This window comes from Sporosarcina ureae (assembly GCF_029267015.1).
GTDB lineage: Bacteria > Bacillota > Bacilli > Bacillales_A > Planococcaceae > Sporosarcina > Sporosarcina ureae_D.
Map to the genome: position 1 here is coordinate 1 of NZ_JARIEA010000015.1, position 20,482 is coordinate 20,482.

19 protein-coding genes, 1 tRNA gene, 2 rRNA genes, 1 other RNA gene and 1 other annotated feature are annotated in these 20,482 nt (G+C 42.2%); of the genes, 5 read left to right on the plus strand and 18 right to left on the minus strand.

Going from position 1 to position 20,482, the window contains the following annotated elements:
• Positions 1-299 precede the first annotated feature (299 nt).
• From Q7P97_RS02450 to ffs, 6 genes are all read right to left on the minus strand, one after another.
• Positions 300-563 (minus strand): pro-sigmaK processing inhibitor BofA family protein, encoded by a 264-nt coding sequence (locus Q7P97_RS02450; RefSeq protein ID WP_303966087.1) that lies wholly within the window; start codon positions 561-563, stop codon positions 300-302.
• A gap of 89 nt (positions 564-652) precedes the next feature.
• A complete protein-coding gene (gene recR / locus Q7P97_RS02455) occupies positions 653-1,249 on the minus strand; it encodes a recombination mediator RecR (protein WP_085427723.1) in 597 nt (198 codons plus the stop codon).
• 11 nt (positions 1,250-1,260) lie between these two features.
• Positions 1,261-1,581, minus strand: coding sequence for a YbaB/EbfC family nucleoid-associated protein (locus Q7P97_RS02460; protein WP_029055208.1), 321 nt, complete (start codon positions 1,579-1,581; stop codon positions 1,261-1,263).
• A gap of 21 nt (positions 1,582-1,602) precedes the next feature.
• Positions 1,603-3,348, minus strand: a complete 1,746-nt coding sequence (gene dnaX / locus Q7P97_RS02465) for a DNA polymerase III subunit gamma/tau (protein WP_303966103.1) — start codon at positions 3,346-3,348, stop codon at positions 1,603-1,605.
• Positions 3,349-3,433: 85 nt separating this feature from the next.
• The gene (locus tag Q7P97_RS02470; protein ID WP_303966105.1) at positions 3,434-3,901 is read right to left on the minus strand and encodes an S-ribosylhomocysteine lyase; all 468 of its coding nucleotides are present in this window, start codon (positions 3,899-3,901) and stop codon (positions 3,434-3,436) included.
• Between the two features lie 109 nt (positions 3,902-4,010).
• Positions 4,011-4,277, minus strand: an RNA gene (gene ffs, locus Q7P97_RS02475) — signal recognition particle sRNA large type.
• 155 nt (positions 4,278-4,432) lie between these two features.
• On the opposite strand from ffs, the gene Q7P97_RS02480 reads away from it, so the two are divergent.
• Complete coding sequence (locus Q7P97_RS02480; RefSeq protein ID WP_303966108.1) at positions 4,433-4,651, plus strand: hypothetical protein; 219 nt, start codon at positions 4,433-4,435, stop codon at positions 4,649-4,651.
• A gap of 45 nt (positions 4,652-4,696) precedes the next feature.
• Positions 4,697-4,789: transfer RNA gene (locus Q7P97_RS02485), tRNA-Ser, on the plus strand.
• 121 nt (positions 4,790-4,910) lie between these two features.
• Here Q7P97_RS02485 and thrB read toward each other — a convergent pair.
• Genes thrB through Q7P97_RS02500 form a run of 3 tightly spaced genes read right to left on the minus strand, consistent with a single transcriptional unit; the run spans position 4,911 to position 8,164 of the window.
• Positions 4,911-5,807 carry a homoserine kinase gene (thrB, locus tag Q7P97_RS02490; protein WP_303966110.1) on the minus strand — a complete coding sequence of 299 codons (897 nt, stop codon included), beginning with the start codon at positions 5,805-5,807 and terminating at the stop codon, positions 4,911-4,913.
• Positions 5,807-6,865, minus strand: coding sequence for a threonine synthase (gene thrC / locus Q7P97_RS02495; RefSeq protein ID WP_303966113.1), 1,059 nt, complete (start codon positions 6,863-6,865; stop codon positions 5,807-5,809). The genes thrB and thrC overlap by 1 nt, the downstream gene beginning before the upstream one ends.
• Before the next feature lie 6 nt (positions 6,866-6,871).
• Positions 6,872-8,164: a homoserine dehydrogenase gene (locus tag Q7P97_RS02500; protein WP_085427717.1), complete on the minus strand. Its 1,293-nt coding sequence runs from the start codon at positions 8,162-8,164 to the stop codon at positions 6,872-6,874.
• A 154-nt stretch (positions 8,165-8,318) separates the two neighbouring features.
• Between Q7P97_RS02500 and Q7P97_RS02505 the strand changes: the two genes are divergently transcribed.
• Positions 8,319-9,683 carry an aspartate kinase gene (locus Q7P97_RS02505; RefSeq protein ID WP_303966119.1) on the plus strand — a complete coding sequence of 455 codons (1,365 nt, stop codon included), beginning with the start codon at positions 8,319-8,321 and terminating at the stop codon, positions 9,681-9,683.
• Between the two features lie 17 nt (positions 9,684-9,700).
• Here Q7P97_RS02505 and Q7P97_RS02510 read toward each other — a convergent pair whose 3' ends face one another.
• Positions 9,701-10,357, minus strand: coding sequence for a deoxynucleoside kinase (locus Q7P97_RS02510; protein WP_303966122.1), 657 nt, complete (start codon positions 10,355-10,357; stop codon positions 9,701-9,703).
• Entirely contained in the window at positions 10,344-10,991 is a 648-nt protein-coding gene (locus Q7P97_RS02515) for a deoxynucleoside kinase (RefSeq protein ID WP_303966125.1), read from the minus strand. Before Q7P97_RS02515 ends, Q7P97_RS02510 begins: the two co-directional genes overlap by 14 nt.
• A gap of 173 nt (positions 10,992-11,164) precedes the next feature.
• Here Q7P97_RS02515 and tadA point away from each other — a divergent pair, with 173 nt between their 5' ends.
• Positions 11,165-11,665, plus strand: a complete 501-nt coding sequence (gene tadA, locus Q7P97_RS02520; protein ID WP_303966128.1) for a tRNA adenosine(34) deaminase TadA — start codon at positions 11,165-11,167, stop codon at positions 11,663-11,665.
• A gap of 86 nt (positions 11,666-11,751) precedes the next feature.
• On the opposite strand, the gene serS is transcribed toward tadA, so the two are convergent.
• Positions 11,752-13,035 (minus strand): serine--tRNA ligase, encoded by a 1,284-nt coding sequence (serS, locus tag Q7P97_RS02525; protein ID WP_303966131.1) that lies wholly within the window; start codon positions 13,033-13,035, stop codon positions 11,752-11,754.
• A gap of 69 nt (positions 13,036-13,104) precedes the next feature.
• Positions 13,105-13,312 (minus strand) — a binding site (T-box leader).
• A 273-nt stretch (positions 13,313-13,585) separates the two neighbouring features.
• Positions 13,586-14,431 (minus strand): pyridoxal 5'-phosphate synthase lyase subunit PdxS, encoded by an 846-nt coding sequence (pdxS, locus tag Q7P97_RS02530; protein WP_303966134.1) that lies wholly within the window; start codon positions 14,429-14,431, stop codon positions 13,586-13,588.
• Between the two features lie 100 nt (positions 14,432-14,531).
• Between pdxS and pdxR the strand changes: the two genes are divergently transcribed.
• The gene (gene pdxR / locus Q7P97_RS02535) at positions 14,532-15,947 is read left to right on the plus strand and encodes a MocR-like pyridoxine biosynthesis transcription factor PdxR (RefSeq protein ID WP_303966136.1); all 1,416 of its coding nucleotides are present in this window, start codon (positions 14,532-14,534) and stop codon (positions 15,945-15,947) included.
• A 21-nt stretch (positions 15,948-15,968) separates the two neighbouring features.
• Here pdxR and Q7P97_RS02540 read toward each other — a convergent pair whose 3' ends face one another.
• The 5 genes from Q7P97_RS02540 to Q7P97_RS02560 all read right to left on the minus strand — a co-directional run.
• Positions 15,969-17,324: a D-alanyl-D-alanine carboxypeptidase family protein gene (locus tag Q7P97_RS02540; RefSeq protein WP_483315756.1), complete on the minus strand. Its 1,356-nt coding sequence runs from the start codon at positions 17,322-17,324 to the stop codon at positions 15,969-15,971.
• A 192-nt stretch (positions 17,325-17,516) separates the two neighbouring features.
• Positions 17,517-18,983 carry an IMP dehydrogenase gene (gene guaB / locus Q7P97_RS02545; RefSeq protein ID WP_303966138.1) on the minus strand — a complete coding sequence of 489 codons (1,467 nt, stop codon included), beginning with the start codon at positions 18,981-18,983 and terminating at the stop codon, positions 17,517-17,519.
• Between the two features lie 105 nt (positions 18,984-19,088).
• On the minus strand, positions 19,089-19,571 hold the full coding sequence (locus Q7P97_RS02550) for a glutathione peroxidase (protein ID WP_303966141.1): 483 nt from the start codon (positions 19,569-19,571) through the stop codon (positions 19,089-19,091).
• Positions 19,572-20,038: 467 nt separating this feature from the next.
• A 5S ribosomal RNA gene (gene rrf, locus Q7P97_RS02555) occupies positions 20,039-20,154 on the minus strand.
• 74 nt (positions 20,155-20,228) lie between these two features.
• Positions 20,229-20,482: ribosomal RNA gene (locus Q7P97_RS02560) — 23S ribosomal RNA — on the minus strand; the annotation flags it as partial.

Consider the following 20,482-nt stretch of genomic DNA (forward strand, 5'->3'; position numbering starts at 1 on the left):
AATTCGATTAGCTCGAGTTTCATTTGCTGGCATCAATTAAGATACTCATTTTGTTTGTGTCACTGGCAAGCCAGGCACAAACTGTATTTCGTTAACGTTTTGCTGTTCAGTTTTCAAGGTTCATAAGGTTTGTCTCTCGTAAGAGGCAACTTTCTAATATTAACATCTCATTGTTTCGTTGTCAACACTTTCACTTAAAAAGTTTTTCTTATTAAGTTTGATGTTTTCGCAACTGCTCAATGCGACGCTTATAAATATACCACCGTGTTTAAAGGAATGCAAGCTTTTTCACCATTCTTTTAAAAAAGAATGGCGAAACCGCATAGCGCTGCGAATCCTGGGATTCCTAGTATGGCCAAAATCATACCTGATGCAATGTTCACCGGTACGTATACTCCGATAAATCCACCAGCAATGTTCATTAAGAAAAGAATAAAGAACGCAAACGCCAATCTAAACCAGAAAACCGATAAACGCTCCATGTTCTTTTCGAGAGTGGTTCGGCTCATGCTCAACAGTAGTAATGATATAACTCCAAATATAGCTATGACTAAAATCCTCACAGAAAACGCCCTTTCTTTCTCATAGATACTTATCTATATGCGTCTCTGTGGAATTGTAGTCCACTTGTTTTCTATCTTTTAAACTTTACTTATAGTTCTCGGCGACCTTCCAATGCTCTAGACAACGTAACTTCATCTGCATATTCCAGATCTCCTCCGACCGGTAAGCCGTGAGCAATACGTGTTGTCGTAATTCCAGATGGTTTGACGAGCCTTGAAATATACATGGCTGTCGCTTCTCCCTCTATAGTAGGGTTCGTCGCAAGAATCAATTCCTGCACTTCGTCATCTTGAAGTCTAGTTAACAACGAAGGGACATTGATATCTTCTGGGCCGATGCCATCCATCGGTGATATGGCACCTTGTAATACGTGATACAGCCCGCGATAGTCACGCATCTTCTCCATAGCAATTACGTCTTTGGGATCCTGCACTACACAGATTGTTGTGCGGTCACGGGATTGATCTTGACAGATATAACATGGATCAATATCCGTAATATGACCACAAACTGAACAGAACTGCAGATTACGTTTCGCGTCAACTAATGCTTTAGCAAAGTCGAGTACGGTGTCTTCCTTCATACTTAATACAAAAAACGCCAGACGACCCGCAGTTTTGGGGCCGATGCCTGGCAATTTCATAAAACTATCCATTAATTTAGATATAGGTTCAGGATAATGCATTATACAACCTCCTAGAACATCCCGGGCAAGTTCATTCCTTTTGTAAATTGGCCCATTGTGGAGTTCGTAATTTCTTCTGCTTTTGCAATTGCATCGTTTGTAGCGATAACAATCAAGTCTTGTAGGATTTCTACGTCTTCTGGATCTACCGCTTCTGGATCGATAATGACTTCAAGGACTTCTTTATGACCTGAGACGATTACTTTGACCATACCGCCACCTGCTGTACCTTCCATTCGCTCATTTCCTAGGTTTTCCTGTGCCTCTGCCATCTTCTTTTGCATCTTCTGCATTTGTTTCATCATACCTTGCATATTTCCTGCTCCACGCATAATTAATTCCTCCTTAGTTGATTACTCTTCTATAGTTATAAAATCTTTTCCGAACAAGTTTTCAGCTTCCGTTACTAGTGGATCAGCATCTTCAATTGTTGCTTCTTCCATAAACGCTGAAATGGGTTGTTCCTCCTCTGACTTTTGAGGATTTTCTTTACTTTTCTGACTAGCCAATCCACTTTTTCGAATGAAATCAGCACGGACTTCCAACCAGCTTTCTTCCGCTACGTAGACTACTTCATAGCCTTTACCTGTCAGTCGAAGTAACGCATCCGATAAGCCTGCTTGTAATGTAGCATTTTCAGAAGCCATCAGGCAATGAATTTCATATTTGAATTTTAGCACAAATGCCGTCTCGGATGCTGCTACAGGCTCAGTCTCTTCCAATAAAGCAGCATGTGAACGTTGCATACTTTGCATCATGCCCGCCCATTGCTCGCGAATTACTTGAATATCAGACTTCGTTGCTGCTTTTAATACTTCTACAATCCTACCTGTTGGTACTTTAGCGGATCTGGAAGCAGTTGAAGCAGCTCTTTTTGCCGGTGCTTGCGGCTCAGCGGCTTGCTGCACAGCCCCTGCCGCTAATTGTTGCTGGAGTTGTCTAACGGTTTGTTCCAGCACTGCAAGCTTTTGTGCTATTTCAGGGTCGGCTACAGAAGTAGATACTTGTCGTTGCTCTCCAGAATGAATCATTTTTAATAAAGCAGATTCAATGTACACCTTGCCATGGTTGGAAAAACGCATTTCCTGTTGTGTTTTCGAGAGGATATCGATATACCGATATAATTCATCCGAATGGAACTCTTGGGCTAGCTCTTTAAATTTACCACCGTCTGAAATCAATTCCAAAAGATCTGTCAATTCAGGCGCAGTGCCAAGTAATAACATATCTCGGAAAAATGTAATCATGTCTTCTGCAAGTCGGCCTACATCTTTGCCCTCTGCAATTAACTCATGCAGCAAGGACAATGCGGATCCGGCATCTTTCGCTTGAATCGCCTGTGCTAGCTGATAAAAGATTTCTTCACCAATTGCTCCAGTCACCAGCAACGCGTCACTTGTCGTCAACTCATCTCCGCTGAACGATACGGCTTGATCGAGCATACTGAGCGCATCTCGCATTCCGCCTGTTGCAGCTTGTGCAATAGCACGTAATGCTCCAGTCTCGGCAGTAACTCCAATATCACCAATAACCTTTTCCATTCGCTCAATGATTTCAGGTGACGTAATCGGTTTGAAATCAAATCGCTGACATCTAGAAATAATGGTGAGCGGTAACTTGTGAGGTTCTGTAGTCGCTAGAATAAACACGACATGAGCAGGGGGTTCTTCCAATGTTTTCAGCAAAGCGTTAAAGGCTGAATTGGACAGCATATGCACTTCATCAATAATATAGACTTTAAATCGCGCATTTGACGGTGCTACATGCACGCGCTCGATAATGTCACGGATTTCTTCGACGCGCGAGTTGGAAGCCGCATCAAATTCCGTCACGTCTGTATTGGACCCTTCGGTAATGCTCTTACATGTCTCGCATTCGTTACAAGGTTCCGCCGCCGGTCCGTTTTCACAATTTAGGGCTTTAGCAAAAATCTTCGCCGCACTCGTCTTCCCTGTCCCTCTAGGTCCCGAGAATAGATAAGCATGCGTCGTCTTCTGGTGGAGAAGGGTATTTTGCAGAGTTTGCTTAATCGCTTGCTGACCTGACATTTCACCAAACGTCTGTGGTCTGTAAGCGCGGTATAGTGCTTGATAAATCAACTGCGTTTCCCCCTTTTTCTCCGAATGCATAATACTTTTATTATATCATGAAACACGTTTTTTCACCGCTAATCGCTCAGTTATCTTACGCAAATACTTTAGTCCACTCATCTTTCTTATCAAGCATCGTGCGCGCGATTTCTTTCGCACCTTCTAGACTGTGGCTCGCAGCCCAGCCGCACTGTACTTCATTACATGCTGGCACTTCTGTTGCTGCCAGTACGTCTTTTAATGTGTTCTCTACTATAGATAGAATATCATCATAGTCGTCATGATTGATTACAGCCAAGTAATAGCCTGTCTGACAACCCATAGGACTAATATCAACGATTTGATCTGAATGGTCACGACTAAATTCTGCCATCATATGCTCTAATGAATGAAGTGCAGGCATATCCATATGGTCCGCATTCGGCTGACAGAAACGGATATCATATTTCAAAATTTTGTCGCCGTTCTTTCCTTCTGAAGTTCCCGCTAAACGGATGTAAGGTGCTTTCACTTTCGTATGATCCAAATTAAAACTTTCAACGTTCATTTTCTTCTCAGACATTGTAAATCGCTCCCTTTCAGTTATACGTTCTACTCAGAAGTATACACTATTTACGGGACATAAAAAACTCGCCCATAGTAAAATGGACGAGTGAGTTATTGAATTAAAGCCGTGCACCTTTCTTCGACTGCCGCACATAAGCGTTACTCTTGTCGTTGGCTCGGCCTAGGCTACCCCGCGGCACATGAGAGAGTCCACTTAATGCTGCTTCCTTCCGGACCTGACATGGTTCATGGGTTCCCATTGCGCAGGACCCAGGCGTCAACACTACGTGCAAAAGGCAGACCCTACATGCGGACAGCCTCAGAAAAGGAATTCAGTCTTGCTAGAGCGGATTGCAAGTTATAGGGCACCGCTAATTCCCCACCTAGCACGGCATTTCTTATTATACCCATAGTTAATAATGATTGCAACGGTAAACCTTTTATCTAGTACGCGAAAAATTATTACCTCATAAGTATGCAAGGAAAGGGGTCTGGTCACTCAGCGGTACAAAATGGTATACTAATTGAAACAAGTGAGGTGAAGAGCATGAATCAAACCAAACGTTATGAGCTTAGTTTCCACAATCCCGAAGTACGCGTCTACGCGGCCATTGTCTTACCTGCCGTCTTGCTTGGGCTGTTGGTCATCATTTTCTCAAGTTCAGACTTCAACTTTATGTATGCTGCTCTTATACAAACTATTGCTTTGATGAGTTTCTATTTCTGGCGCTTTATTTATCGTCGCAAAGAAAAATTCAAAAAGTAGTTGACGTGTTCAAAATACCGTGGTAAGATATTATTTGTCTAATACGGAGGAATACCCAAGCCCGGCTGAAGGGATCGGTCTTGAAAACCGACAGGGGTGTTAAAGCCCGCGGGGGTTCGAATCCCTCTTCCTCCGCCATATTTTGACTCTACACGTTACTCGATGTAACGTTTTTTTATTGCCTAAAATTAGAAGTGCAAATAATGAAATATAGTACGAAAAAAACATCGTCAGGACTAAATCAGTCCTGACGATGTTTTTATTTTGTAATGAATGCACCATTCTGTGCTGGTTGAAGCGCTAGTGCTTGATAATGTGGAAAGCGTTGTTCTAATGAAGCCGCCACTTGTTGCTCGGTTTCGGGTGGTACGGCTACGAAAAGTGACGGTCCTGCCCCGCTTATCGTCATACCGTATGCTCCTGCTTCTTTACAAGCCATACGGATTTCATCAAAGTTAGGGAAACCAACTTTTCTATACGGTTCATGGTATAGATCACGTTCCATCATACGTCCTGCAGTCACCCAATCGGATTGTGCAATGGCAGCCGTCATCACACTGCCTGCAGCACTCCCGCGTACTGCTACTTTATGTGTTAAGTGTTCAGGCAGTAACCCCCGTGAGGCTTCTGTTTTCAATGCAACAGGTGGGACAAGTATGACCACACCAATAGGAGGTGCTGGGAAAGACAATACTTCCATCTCGTCTTCAGTAAAGTAAGAGACCGTCATGCCACCAATCAATGCAGCAGTGACATTGTCTGCATGTCCTTCTAGTTCACTGCCAATTCGCAACTTATCTTTTGGAGACAAGTGTAGACCTGCTAGTTCACTTGCAATTTCAATGCCCGCAGCAATTGCCGTAGCACTACTGCCCAGACCTTTTCCTAGAGGAATATCTGAACGAACTACTAACTTTTGCGGTGCAACGACTTGATCATACGTAGATGCAACATGTTGTATAGTCTGCACAATCAAATTCGTTTCGTCCATTGGCAATGCAGCATATTCTTTATCTTGATACAACACATGCCACGCCTCGGCTGATGCAACTTCTATCGTCATGTTAAGTGAAAGGGCAAGACCTAAATGATCGAAGCCGGGTCCGAGATTAGCCGTTGTGGCTGGCACGGTCACTGAAAAACCGGCTTCTGTCATTAGTCGTTCCCCTCTTTCAATTCTTTCAAGAAGTTGTCGAACTGTTCGTTTGTCATCATAGGCTTATGTGAATTAACGTTAATTGCTGTTTCAGGATCTTTCAGTCCATTGCCCGTCAAGATTCCGACAATCGTCGTCCCCTTTTCGATCAATCCAGCGTCAAGGCGTTTTTTGATACCTGCAATTGTCGCACACGATGCTGGTTCCGCGAAAATTCCATCCGTTGCAGCAAGTAATTGATATGCTTCGAGAATCTCTTCATCCGTAGCAGACAAAATATCCCCGCCAGACTCTTCAAGTGCTTGTGTCGCTAAGTGCCAGCTTGCAGGGTTCCCTATGCGGATAGCCGTTGCAACAGTTTCAGGCTCTTCAAATACACGATCATATACGATAGGTGCAGCCCCATCAGCTTGAACACCAAGCAGTTTCGGAGTACCCGTGCCCTTTTTCTCTGCATACTCTTTAAAACCTTTCCATGCTGCAGAGATATTTCCCGCATTGCCAACCGGTAGAGCGAAGATATCCGGAACTTTGCCAAGCTGTTCAATTGTTTCGAAGGCTACCGTCTTCTGTCCTTCCAAGCGGTAAGGATTCACAGAGTTAACTAAAGCAATCTTCCCTTCGCCTAATTCACGAACCATACGAAGTGCTTCATCAAAGTTTCCTTCGATCGCTACAATCTCTGCTCCGTACATTTTTGCTTGTGCCAGTTTACCGAGTGCGATACGACCTTCTGGAATAACCACGATTGTGCGCATACCTGCACGCGCACCGTAAGCTGCAGCCGCAGCAGATGTGTTGCCTGTTGAAGCACAAATTAAAGCCGTCTTTCCCTCTTCTTTAGCTTTAGCAACTGCCATTACCATTCCTCGGTCTTTAAATGATCCAGTTGGATTTGTTCCTTCTGTTTTCACATAAAGATTAATTCCCCATTGTTTTGATAAGTTCTCAAGGTGGATCAATGGTGTATTCCCTTCCTGCAATGTTAATGCAGGTGTATTTTCTGTCACTGGCAACCATTCTTTATATTCTTCGATTAAACCATTCCATCTTCTCATAATCCCTTATTCTCCTTCCACCCGGTAATGACTAGAAATGTCAATAACCGCAGGTGTATCTTTTAAGTCAGCTAAAATATCTAAATGTTGTTGGCGTGAAATTTTATGTGTAATAAAGATTAAATCCGCACCTTCATTATGCAAATCGGAATCTTGAACAACTGTCGCTAGACTTGCTTTGTGGTGGCTATAAATAGATGTCAATTCCGTCAACACGCCTACTTCATCACGGACGGTAATACGGTGGAAATAGCGGGCATACTTCTGATCATCCGTTTTTACTTTGCGCTCAAATTGCGGTGCATGCATTCTCTTACCATTCACGCCTAGCAAAATATTGCGACAAGCCGCCACTACGTCACCTGTTACGGAAGTTGCTGTAGGCAATGAACCGGCTCCAGGTCCATAGAACATTGTCTCGCCTACTGAATCACTGTACACATACACTGCGTTGAATTCATTATTGACTGTAGCAAGTGGATGAGAGTTATGAACGAATACCGGCTCAACTGCCACTTCAATTCCCTCTTCATCTTTCTTGGCTGAGCCTGTCATCTTGATTGTATAGCCGAACTGCTCCGCAAGTTGAAGATCGCCGTCTGCAATTTCTTTCATACCACGGACAAATACATCATCGAGATGCACTTCTGTAGAGAATGATAAAGACGCGAGAATTACCATCTTACGTGCTGCATCAATACCATCTACGTCAGCTGAAGGATCTGCCTCTGCGAAGCCAAGTTCCGTTGCTTCTGCTAATGCATCTTCATAGGTCTTATTTTCATCCTTCATTTTTGTTAGAATGAAGTTAGTCGTACCGTTAACGATTCCTGTCAATGCGGTGATGCGGTCTGACGCTAATCCATCTTCTAATGTACGAATTAATGGAATACCACCACCTACACTCGCTTCATATAATAGGTCGCATTTATTTTCATCTGCTAATTTTAATAATTCCGGTCCAGATTCAGCCATGACGTCCTTGTTTGCGGTGACAACACCCTTACCAGCTTCGAGTGAACGTCGAATTGCTTCAGAAGAACCTCCTGTCACTTCAATGATCAAGTCAATTTCAGGATCATTCAATACTTCATCAAGTGATGTAGTGAACATTTCTTTAGGTATCACGCCATTTCGTTTCTTATCCAAGTTCTTGACAAGGACTTTCTTGATGGATACAGGAACACCAAGCTTATGTCGGAGGTCATCTTGATGATTATGCAAAATTGTTGCAACACCACTTCCGACCACTCCGTAACCTAATAAGCCAATATTAATTTCATTTTTCTCATTTTTCATTTGACGATTCTCCTAACTATATGTACACTATGAAAAAACAATCGTTCTTCGTATAAGGACAATTATAGAGAATTCTGCCTTTAATAACAACCTGTTTTCACGAATCTTCTAAAAATAGATAGATAAACTCAAAGTAGATAGGATCTGGTACATAATGAAAGTTTGTAAATTTGGCGGAACATCCGTCGCATCCGCAGAACAAATTCGTAAAGTCGTCGACATTGTCGTATCCGACCCATCAAGAAAGATTGTCGTAGTCTCTGCACCAGGTAAACGTTTTTCATCTGACATTAAAGTAACAGACTTGCTCATTGATTTAGCAGAAACCTCACTTGCAGGTGAAGACACAACAGATGCGCTACAAAAGGTTGTGGACCGTTATAAGGAAATTTCGAATGGTCTTGGCCTAGATGAAGAAATTGCACAAGTCATCGAACAGGATGTCATTCGACGTCTAAATAAAGATCAATCGGATGAAGTTCTATACGTGGATAGCTTGAAAGCCGCTGGCGAAGACAATAATGCTAAAATGATTGCAGCTTATTTCCGTCATATCGGCGTAGAAGCAGAGTATGTAAATCCTCGTGAAGGTGGATTACTCGTTAATCACCGTCCTGAACGTGTACGTGCACTTCCGGAAGGCAATGAAAAACTTTGTAAATTACGTGATAAAGAAGGAATTATTGTATTCCCAGGCTTCTTTGGCTACACGGAAGACGGAACATTGCGTACGTTCAACCGTGGTGGTTCTGATATCACTGGCGCACTATTGGCGGCTGCAACGAATGCAGAGCTATATGAAAACTTCACTGATGTAGACTCCGTTTTTTCAGCAAATCCAACAGTTATAGAAAACCCACGTGCTATCGATGCGATGACGTACCGAGAAATGCGTGAGTTGGCATACGCCGGATTTTCTGTATTTCACGAAGAAGCTTTAGTACCTGCATTCCGCTACAAGATTCCTGTTTGTATTAAGAACACGAATAATCCAAGTGCACCCGGCACGATGATTGTGCGAGATCGTGACCATAATCTTCAATCGGTTGTTGGAATTGCTGCTGATAAAGGATTCTCCACACTCTTCGTCGCCAAATACTTGATGAATCTAGAAATCGGTTTCGGACGTCACTTACTACAAATTCTGGAAGAAGAAGAGATTCCGTATGAACATACACCTTCAGGAATAGATAATCTGTCTGTCATTATTCGTGATGAACATTTAACTCCTGAAAAAGAAGCACGCATCGTTAAGCGTATCGAACTAGAACTCTGTCCAGATGATGTACATTTCCAACGTGATTATTCCATGGTTGTACTCGTAGGTGAAGGCATGCGCCACGCAAGAGGATTGGCAGCACGTGCGGCGTCTGCTATTGCGCGAACAGGTGCAAATATAGAAATGATCAATCAAGGTTCTTCAGAGGTAAGTTTAGTATTCGGTATTCAAGAAAAAGATGAAAATCTTGTCCTTCGTGAACTTTACAAGGAATTTTTCACAGAAGTCCCCGTTCATTAATAAATAAACGACACTCCTCACACGAGGGGTGTCGTCTTTTTCATTTCTTCACTAATTTTCTCAATAATTAACTCAATATCCCCTTCATTTCTTAACAAATCATATTCCTCAATATTTAACCGAATGACTGGACATGCAGTAAATGAATCAATCCATTGTTCATAGCGACGATACATCTCTTCCCAATAACTTTTTGGTGTTTGCAGCTCCATATCCCTGCCTCGCTCTTCAATTCGATCTAGAATGACAGGTAACGGTCCTTCCAAGTAGATCAATGCATTCGGATGTGGAAAGTATGGTGTCATCACCATCGCTTCGTACAAATTCATATACGTCTTAAAATCTACCGGTTCCATGGTCCCTTCATCTGCGTGCATCTTAGCAAAAATCCCCACATCTTCATAAATGGAACGATCTTGTACAAAACCACCGCCACTTTCGAAAATATGCTTTTGTTCTTTAAAACGTTCCGCCAAAAAGAAAATTTGCAGATGAAAACTCCAACGTTCAAAATCATTATAGAATCTTTCTAAGTATGGATTTTGCGCTACATTTTCCAACGACTCTTGAAAACCAAGTCGTTCGGCTATAGCGTGTGCCATAGTCGACTTCCCAACCCCAACCATTCCTGCTACTGCAAACACACTATTCTTCGGTATATTATGTGACTTCATTTAGCTTCAAACCTTTCTGAACCACTTCACGTACTTTGCTTATTATTGCATCCAAGTCTTCTTTATGACGGACATAATCCACTTCATCCCCATTAATATGGATAACCTGCGTATCAGGATATGTCACTTCAAATTCCGGCAAATACGCACGATAGTCATTGGAAAGTTGAAGTAAATAATCCGGATCCATATCTTCTTCATACGATCGACCACGCTCATCGATTCGGCTAAGTAGTGTAGGAATGGATGCAGATAATGAAATAACAATATTCGGCATCGGTAGATCTTTCGTCAAAATGTGATAGATTTCTTTATACTTTACAAAGTCGTTTGGCTCTAATGTTCGTTGTGCAAAAAGCATGTTTTTAAATACATGATAGTCGGCCACCACAGGTAACCCCTGCGATATGTATTCTCTATTGATTTGTTTTAATTGCTCATATCGATTACACAAGAAAAACATCTCTGTTTGGAAACTCCACTTTTCTTTATCTTGATAAAACTTATTAAGAAAAGGATTCTCTCCACTGATCTCTCTCAATTGATTATATGAAAAGGCTTCAGCGATCGCTGCAGTCAGCGTAGTCTTACCTACACCAATTGGACCTTCTACCGCAATAAACGGAACAAACATGTAACACTCACCCTTTCATTTCGTTGCCATCTCATTTTACCACAGACTACTGTTTAGAATGCAGCTTATAGTGAGCTGTTTAATTACATTTACTTGTATGTTTCACGTGGAACATTTCACTAATTGATTTTGATATTTCACGTGATAGACTGTTGATAAGGAGTGATGACTCGATGAAAGATGATGAATACTACATGAGACTGGCAATACAAGAAGCGGAAAAGGCAGCGGCTCTTGCCGAAGTACCCATTGGAGCAGTTATTGTACATAACGAAGTAGTCATTGCAGCAGCCCACAATTTGCGCGAAACTACACAAAATGCTGTCACACACGCTGAACTCTCGGCCATCCAAATAGCTTGTGAAAATATAGGAAGCTGGCGCTTAGAAGACACCACTTTGTACGTTACGCTCGAGCCCTGCCCCATGTGTGCAGGAGCCATACTGCAATCTAGAATACCAAGAGTAGTATACGGCGCACGTGACCCAAAAGGTGGTTGCGTCCACACCTTCTATAATCTGCTCAACGACCCTAGATTCAACCACGAATGTATCGTGACCGAAGGCGTCCTTGGAGAAGAGTGCGGTCAACTCCTCACCACTTTCTTTCGATCACTGCGTGAAAAAAGAAAAGCGGCAAAAAAAGAAGCCCAACGCCTCGAGTTAGACTCGTAAGCATGGGCTTCTTTCGTTACTAACTATTTGAAGTAAAGAATTGAAGTAGCGTATTTATGGAACGCAGTTCAAAGTAGTTTTTTCACTTACTTAGGGGCTTCGATTTTTTCTTTGCCACCCATATACGGACGTAGTACTTCAGGAATTACAACAGAACCATCTGCTTGCTGATAATTTTCCAAAATGGCTGCTACAGTACGACCAACAGCCAATCCACTACCGTTCAATGTGTGCACATACTCAGGCTTCGCCCCTGGTTCACGACGGAAACGGATATGTGCTCGACGTGCTTGGAAATCTTCAAAGTTTGAACATGAAGAAATCTCACGATAAACATTCTGCGTTGGAATCCATACTTCTAAATCATACTTCTTAGCAGCTGTGAAACCTAGATCTGCTGTACACATTTTAAGAGCACGGTAAGGCAGTTTCAACAACTGCAATACTTTCTCAGCATGTCCAGTCAATTTCTCCAACTCATCATAAGAATCTTCTGGTTTTACAAAACGAACTAACTCCACTTTATTGAACTGATGCTGACGAATTAGTCCTCGTGTATCACGACCCGCAGATCCTGCTTCAGAGCGGAAGTTCGTGCTATATGCTGTGAAAGCAATTGGCAACTTCGCACCATCTAAAATTTCATCGCGATAGAAATTAGTTACCGGAACTTCAGACGTCGGAATTAGGAAGTAGTCCTCTTCTTCGATTAGGAACGCATCTTCTTCAAACTTCGGTAGTTGCCCAGTACCAGTTAAGCTTGTACGGTTTACTAAATACGGTGGCAACATTTCTTCATAGCCATGTTCCTCTTGATGAAGATCCAGCATGAAGTTGATCAATGCCCGTTCAAGTCGTGCACCCAATCCGCGATAAAATACGAATCGGCTTCCTGTTACCTTTGCTGCACGTTCAAAATCAAGCAACTGAAGATCCGTCCCAATTTCCCAATGTGGCTTCGGTTCAAAATCGAACGCTGGTAACTCACCCCATGTACGGATTTCTACGTTGTCATCTTCACTGTCTCCTACCGGTACACTATCATGTGGAATATTTGGGATACGCATAAGCACATAATTCAATTCTTCTTCTACTTTAGAAAGTTCTTGATCATATGCTTTTATTTCCTCGCCGACCTTTTTCATTTTTGCAATGACTCCATCAGCATCTTCTTTATTACGCTTCATTTGTGCAACCTTTTGTGATACTTCGTTACGCTCAGCTTTTAGCACTTCTACTTTTGATAAAATTTCGCGGCGCTTCTCATCAAGACCACCAAACTTTTCAAAATCAGTCAAATCTTCTCCACGTTTACTGAGTTTTGCTTTTACTTCCTCATAATTTGAACGCAATAATTTACTATCTAGCACGTCATCCGCCTCCTCTTATTTACATTACAAATGATAAAAAAACGATAAAAAAAGCCCTCCATCCCCTAAAATAGGGACGAGAACTACCCGCGTTGCCACCCAAATTGACTGATGACTCAGCCCACTTGTTTGAGATATCGGCTCAACTGACCGGCAAAACCTACTGATTCGGCTCTGCTACTCCTGGACGGATTCACAACGGTTTTTACCAGCTTTCACCACCCGCCGGCTCTCTAAAAAAAACATAGTTGCTACTGCTTCCTATCATCGTAATGTATGTGAAATTACATATACCATACTACATTTTCTGACTATTGACAAGGGACACGGTACGTCATTGCATGGGAAATATCGTTAATGTACAATATATTACCTTTTTGAGGTGCTCTCAGCAATTACGTACTGTGCTTCTCCTTGGTTAGTAAAAATTCTACTGCGCGGGTGACCATTTCATGAGTCAACTACTGTACTTCCTAGCTGACTCATGGTTGGACGTGCCCCTAGTTTTTTTTCCTCTGACTGCAATCTACTTATACTATTTAATAACAAGTTATGAACTGCGAGTAGCCATTAATTCACTCTCGGCAAGCTTCGAAATTTCTAAGCCTTTCATTGGAGTTCCAATATCTTTTGATAGTTTGGCAATCAATTCATAATCCTGATAGTTCGCCGTCGCCTGTACAATAGCACGCGCAAACGCTTCGGGATTCTCCGATTTGAAGATACCAGAACCGACAAATACGCCATCTGCTCCTAGTTCCATCATCAAAGCGGCATCAGCGGGTGTTGCTACTCCTCCAGCGGAATAGTTTACTACCGGCAAGCGACCAGCCTCTTTAATAGCAAGCAGAATTTCATATGGTGCACCAAGATTACGGGCTTCCGTCATTAATTCGTCTTTGCTCATATGTACTACTTTACTAACTTGAGCATTAATCATTCGCAAGTGACGCACTGCTTCCACGATATTGCCTGTTCCTGGCTCACCTTTTGTGCGGAGCATTTTTGCCCCTTCACCTAAACGTCGTGCTGCTTCTCCAAGGTTTCGTGCCCCACAAACAAATGGTACGCTGAAATCACTTTTCAATAAGTGAAACACGTCATCTGCAGGCGTTAACACTTCACTTTCATCAATGAAATCCACACCCAATGCCTCTAGTACACGTGCTTCTGAAATATGCCCTATACGTGCTTTTGCCATGACAGGGATGGATACTGCCTTTTGTACTTCTTCTACAATTCGTGGATCAGCCATACGTGCAACACCGCCTGCCGCTCGAATATCAGAAGGTACTCGCTCTAGTGCCATAACTGCAATAGCTCCGGCTGCTTCCGCCACCTTTGCCTGCTCTGCATTGATTACATCCATTATAACGCCGCCATAATTAAAATTCATTTTCCTTCCCCCTTTTCAATATTTTCAGTATACTCTAAATTGACCATACTAAAATAGCCAGTTACGCATTAAACAACATGGTCAGATGAGAGGAATCACTATGGATATGATTTTTATCGAGCTTCAAAAGAATTCTGATACTCCCCTATATCAACAAATATATAATCAAATTAAACAAGACATGATTGACGGTAAGTTTCCGGTTGGCATGAAGCTCCCTTCTAAACGCCAACTAGAAGAGTTTCTAGGCGTCAGTCAAACAACCATCGAAATGGCTTATGATCAGTTGACAGCCGAAGGTTTTATTGCGGCTGAACCTCGAAAAGGCTATTTCGTACAAGAAATTGAGGAGCTCGCCTATGTTCAGCCTCTGAAAGCTGAGAAAACACCTACAGTTCCTTTAATAGAATCCATTCGATACGACCTTTCACCGAGTTCTATTGATACCGAACATTTTCCTTTCATTGCATGGAGAAAATATGCACGTGATATTATGGACACTTCACAAGCTCATCTATTATTACTTGGAGACCCACACGGTGATATGGAGTTACGTCAGGAAATCGCCCGATATTTATATCACTCGCGAGGAGTAGACTGTACGCCTGAACAAATTATCGTTGGTTCCGGTACAGAACAGCTTTTACCTTTAATCATCCGCATACTGGGAAGACAGGCACGCTATGCAATTGAAGATCCGGGTTACTTGATGACGAAACACGTCTTTTCCGAGAACTATCGTCAAACGATTCCTATCGCTGTCGACAAGGAAGGTCTTGATGTAAAGGCACTACAACGCTCTGATGCATCCGTAGCATATGTTACCCCTTCCCACCAGTTTCCGACCGGTACAGTACTCTCTGCTGCTCGCAGAACTGCTCTTTTAAACTGGGCTGCGTCAGATTCAAAGTTTTTCATCATTGAAGATGATTATGACAGCGAGTTTCGTTACCGTGGACGTCCAATCCCCTCCTTGCAAGGGATGGATAAAGGTGAAAATGTCATCTATCTAAGTACGTTCACCAAATCGCTTATGCCGTCCATGCGGATTGCATACATGGTATTGCCACCACAGCTGTTAGAAACGTATCGCCAGGCTTTTATCCCTTACTCTTCTTCTGTACCACGTATGGATCAGCATATCTTGGCACGTTTCATGGCTGATGGACAATTTTCGCGACACCTAAACCGTATGCGTAAAATCTACCGAAGAAAAATGCATACATTGACGAATTTATTGAAGTTGTATGAGCCTTATATTTCATTCTCGGGCGATGAAGCGGGTATGCACGTCTTGCTTCATATTCAAACAGATAGAACAGAAAAAGAGTTGATCCATCAAGCTCTTGAGGCAGGAATAAAGGTACGAGGTCTAGAGACGTATAGAGTAATGCCCAGCAAAGCTCCGCCTTCATTCCTCATCGGCTTTGGCGGTTTATCTGAAGAAGACATTATACTAGCTATTTCAAAGCTATTAGATATATGGAATATAAAAAAGACAGCGACACCTAAGTAGGGGTGCACTGTCTTTTTAGAATTAATTAAATAAACCTTTTACAAAACCAGTAGAACTATTCCACGCGCTAGAGAAGAAGTGACCGATTGCCCCCATCGTTAACGAGAAGCGACCAGCTTTCTTTACTTCTTCTGTCGTGACGACTTCCGTGCCTACTGTTTTCCCATCAATAAATCCGTAATCAGATCCATCTTTTTTCACTAGTTTGACATGACCGACCACTGTGCCTTTTTTAATTGGTGCTTGTATTTGTCCATTCTTCACAAGATTCTCATCCAAGACAAGCTCAGTTGTATAGTCTTGATCTTCATCATTGCGGATTAACATACTGATAGGTTTATTTGTCGCAATCGCTACTTGTTTCTCTTTCCCCTTTATAACATCTAGCGTTTTCTGTTTCTTGAACTGGTGACCTGCTTTAAGTAGCTCCGTTTCACTAAACTCTTTAAAGCCATAATCGAATAATTTACGTGTAGCATCAAAACGTGCTTCGTAAGATCCCACACCTTTTTCATCGACTGCATTCATTACGATAGCAATAACACGTCGCCCATCACGTACTGCAGTTCCAGTAAAACAATGTCCTGCAAATTCTGTAGTTCCAGTTTTCAAGCCATCGATGCCATCATATTCATACACCAGACCTGGCAACATGAAGTTCCAGTTGACCATATCAATAGCGTCATCTGTTCCTTCACGGAATGTTTTCTTAGCAATTTTGGTGGTATCCAAGACTTCAGGATATTCTTTTAATAAATGATACGCTAGTTTAGCAACAGAGCTTGCTGGCATAACATTCTCGTCTTTCTCTCCAAACTCACTTGGATGCATCCCTTGCAAATCACTATTGTTAAGGCCTGTAGAGTTAACAAATTTATAATCAATCAAGCCAAGTTCTTCAGCCTTTTCATTCATTAGATGAACAAATTTTTCTTCAGATCCTGCAATCGTCTCTGCAATTGCAATAGTTGCTGCATTTGCCGAGTAAATAGCTACTGCTTCGTATAGTTCACGAATCGTATATGATCCATCACGACGAAGTGGTACGTTACTTAAGCGACGGTCTTGTGAAACCTTATACGTATAATCCGTAACCTCGTACTCCTGATCCCACGTTATCGTTCCATCTTCAATTGCTTCAAACATCAAGTATTCCGTCATCATTTTCGTCATACTTGCAATACCAAGTGGTTTATCTGAATTTTCTTCGTATAATACTTTGCCACTATTTGCATCTATCAAAATAGCTCCGTTTACACGGATGTCCAATGAAGATTCATTTTCCTCTGCTACTGCAGTTCCCTGTATACTAAACGTCATCAACAACATCATTGGCACCATAAAGGCAGCCAACCATCTCTGTGTTACTTTTTCCACTCATCTTACCCCCGTAGTCACAATATCAAAAATCAGTGTACCATATTCCCGCCAAGTCAGGTATGCTTATAGCAAAAAAACACATATTCCCCTATAAAAACCGACCTATTTTTCCTCATCTCCCATTATTCATGACATCACGACGAAAAAGGACAGCAAGAGATTTCCCTCGCTGTCCTCGATCTAGTTAAATTAACGCACCGAATAGTTTGGTGCTTCTTTTGTAATTTGTACTTGGTGTGGATGACTTTCTAATAAACCAGCACCTGTCATACGAATAAACTGTGCATTTTCACGATGTGCTTCAAGATCCTTCGAACCGCAGTATCCCATGCCTGCGCGAATACCACCTATAAGCTGATGAATTGTATCGGACAAAGGCCCTTTGTACGGCATACGACCTTCAATGCCTTCCGGAACCAATTTCTTTTCATCTTCTTGGAAGTAGCGATCTTTTGAACCTTTTTCCATCGCTGCAACAGAACCCATACCACGGTATACTTTAAAACGACGTCCCTGGAAGATTTCCGACTCTCCTGGGCTCTCTGTAGTACCTGCGAGCAAGCTTCCAAGCATAACTGCATGTCCACCAGCAGCCAATGCTTTGACAATATCTCCAGAATATTTAATTCCACCGTCTGCAATAATCGTCTTGCCATATTTACGCGCAACAGTCGCACACTCATAAATAGCCGTGATCTGTGGTACACCAACACCTGCAACTACGCGTGTTGTACAAATAGAACCAGGGCCAATACCAACCTTTACGACATCAGCACCTGCTTCGTACAATGCTTCAGCCGCTTCTGCCGTTGCTACGTTACCTGCAACGATCGCAAGGTCCGGATAATTACCGCGGATCTCTCTCACTGTGTCAATAACACCCTTAGAATGACCGTGAGCCGTATCAATGACTATTAAGTCGACTTCTGCTTGTACAAGCTTCTCAATGCGCGTAGAAGTGTCTGACGTGACTCCAACGGCTGCACCTACAAGCAAACGTCCAGCTTTATCTTTTGCTGCATTAGGGAACTCAATAACTTTCTCGATATCCTTAATTGTAATTAAACCGTTAAGAATACCTTTATCATCTACGATCGGAAGCTTCTCAATTTTATATTGCTGTAGCATCTTCTCAGCATCTTCAAGTCTAGTTCCTACAGGAGCCGTCACCAAGTTCTCTTTCGTCATGACTTCATCGATGATAATGGAATAGTCCTGAATAAATCTCAGGTCACGGTTCGTCAAAATACCAACCAACTTCTTCTCTTCCATATTGTTAACGATTGGGACACCTGAGATACGATATTTACCCATTAAATGCTCTGCATCAAATACTTGATGTTCCGGTGTAAGGAAGAACGGGTTTTTAATAACTCCATTCTCAGAACGTTTAACCGTAACAACTTCCTCAGCTTGTTCCTCAATACTCATGTTTTTATGAATAACGCCGATTCCACCCTGACGAGCCATAGATATGGCCATCTTGGATTCCGTTACTGTATCCATACCTGCACTGATGATAGGTATATTCAACTTAATGCTGTCCGTTAAGTTTACAGATAGCGAAACAGCCTTTGGCAATACATCAGATGCAGCCGGCACCAATAATACATCATCGAACGTCAGACCTTCACGAGAAAACTTTGATTCCCACATTAACTTTCTGCCTCCTAAAATTACTATTGTCTATTCAGATTATTAAAAGGTTATCAGCGACAATGAAACGTGTCAAGATAGAAATCTATAAATTCACTATTTCTATTACTCACTGAACATTTTATCAAGTGACTTTTGCATCTTTAATGGATTTGTTTGAGGTGCAAAACGGTCTACAACCTGTCCATTCGAATCAATCAAAAATTTCGTAAAGTTCCATTTGATTCCTTCCGTCAACACACCCTTTTGTTGCTCAGCAAGATACGTAAATAAAGGTTCAGCTTGGTCCCCTTTTACATCTACCTTCGCAAACATAGGGAAGGTCACACCATAATTTATTTGACAAAACTCCATTGTCTCATCAATATCATCAAACTCTTGGTTATTAAAGTTATCCGATGGAAACCCCAGTATAACCAGTCCTTGATCTTTATACTCTTCATATAGTTGTTGTAGTTCTTTAAATTGTTTTGTGAAACCGCATTTGCTCGCAGTATTGACAATGACCATTGGATTTCCTTCAAATTCCTTTAGAGATTTCTTTTCTCCGCCTGTAGTCTCCACTGTAAAATCATAAACTGTCGTCATGCAGAACCGCCTCTTTTCTTTTAATATATTTTACTCTATTATTCACCAGAAACCCACTATACTGTTTTAAATTGATGTTTCTAATAGAGTATCGATTTTTGTTTCAGTGAGGGCGAGTTGCTGATAGGTGGTTAACGTGGGCTTTAGAGCGGTTAATGCAGTGGATAAAGCGCTTATGGAGGATGATTGATTACACAGATAATCATAGTGGAAAATGAAGGTTATGAGCGGTCGTGAGGGATGATAGAGCAGTGAGCACGGCAGATAGAGCGGTCACGGCGAGGAATAGAGCACTCAGCGACGCCCATAGAGCGGTTAACGCAGTAGATAGAGCGCTTATGGAGGATGATTGATCATATCAGGCTAGGTAGATAACGCAAGAAATGAAGGAATCATCCACTTATTACAGCGAACATGATCCCCTGAAACCACAAAAAAGCCACTCCCCAAAGGGAATGGCTTCGCGTGCCTAGCAACGTCCTACTCTTACAGGGGGAAACCCCCAACTACCATCGGCGCTGAAGAGCTTAACTTCCGTGTTCGGTATGGGAACGGGTGTGACCTCTTCGCCATCGTTACTAGACTCTTTGAGTAAAGCTTGTTCACTCAAAACTGAATAAAAGACATTGGCGTAGTTCAAGTAACTACTTTTTAAAATAGGTTAAGTCCTCGATCGATTAGTATCTGTCAGCTACATACGTCGCCGTACTTACACCCCAGACCTATCCACCTCATCATCTTTGAGGGATCTTACTTACTTGCGTAATGGGAAATCTCATCTTGAAGGGGGCTTCATGCTTAGATGCTTTCAGCATTTATCCCGTCCATACATAGCTACCCAGCGATGCCTTTGGCAAGACAACTGGTACACCAGCGGTATGTCCATCCCGGTCCTCTCGTACTAAGGACAG

What these genes read in the sequence shown, in the direction of transcription:
- recR (WP_085427723.1), bottom strand. Translation starts at nt 1,249, where the DNA reads ATGCATTATCCTGAACCTATATCTAAATTAATGGATAGTTTTATGAAA.
- Q7P97_RS02460 (WP_029055208.1), bottom strand. Translation starts at nt 1,581, where the DNA reads ATGCGTGGAGCAGGAAATATGCAAGGTATGATGAAACAAATGCAGAAG.
- Q7P97_RS02470 (WP_303966105.1), bottom strand. Translation starts at nt 3,901, where the DNA reads ATGTCTGAGAAGAAAATGAACGTTGAAAGTTTTAATTTGGATCATACG.
- Q7P97_RS02480 (WP_303966108.1), top strand. Translation starts at nt 4,433, where the DNA reads ATGAATCAAACCAAACGTTATGAGCTTAGTTTCCACAATCCCGAAGTA.
- thrB (WP_303966110.1), bottom strand. Translation starts at nt 5,807, where the DNA reads ATGACAGAAGCCGGTTTTTCAGTGACCGTGCCAGCCACAACGGCTAAT.
- thrC (WP_303966113.1), bottom strand. Translation starts at nt 6,865, where the DNA reads ATGAGAAGATGGAATGGTTTAATCGAAGAATATAAAGAATGGTTGCCA.
- Q7P97_RS02500 (WP_085427717.1), bottom strand. Translation starts at nt 8,164, where the DNA reads ATGAAAAATGAGAAAAATGAAATTAATATTGGCTTATTAGGTTACGGA.
- Q7P97_RS02505 (WP_303966119.1), top strand. Translation starts at nt 8,319, where the DNA reads ATGAAAGTTTGTAAATTTGGCGGAACATCCGTCGCATCCGCAGAACAA.
- Q7P97_RS02510 (WP_303966122.1), bottom strand. Translation starts at nt 10,357, where the DNA reads ATGAAGTCACATAATATACCGAAGAATAGTGTGTTTGCAGTAGCAGGA.
- Q7P97_RS02515 (WP_303966125.1), bottom strand. Translation starts at nt 10,991, where the DNA reads ATGTTTGTTCCGTTTATTGCGGTAGAAGGTCCAATTGGTGTAGGTAAG.
- tadA (WP_303966128.1), top strand. Translation starts at nt 11,165, where the DNA reads ATGAAAGATGATGAATACTACATGAGACTGGCAATACAAGAAGCGGAA.
- pdxS (WP_303966134.1), bottom strand. Translation starts at nt 14,431, where the DNA reads ATGAATTTTAATTATGGCGGCGTTATAATGGATGTAATCAATGCAGAG.
- pdxR (WP_303966136.1), top strand. Translation starts at nt 14,532, where the DNA reads ATGGATATGATTTTTATCGAGCTTCAAAAGAATTCTGATACTCCCCTA.
- guaB (WP_303966138.1), bottom strand. Translation starts at nt 18,983, where the DNA reads ATGTGGGAATCAAAGTTTTCTCGTGAAGGTCTGACGTTCGATGATGTA.
- Q7P97_RS02550 (WP_303966141.1), bottom strand. Translation starts at nt 19,571, where the DNA reads ATGACGACAGTTTATGATTTTACAGTGGAGACTACAGGCGGAGAAAAG.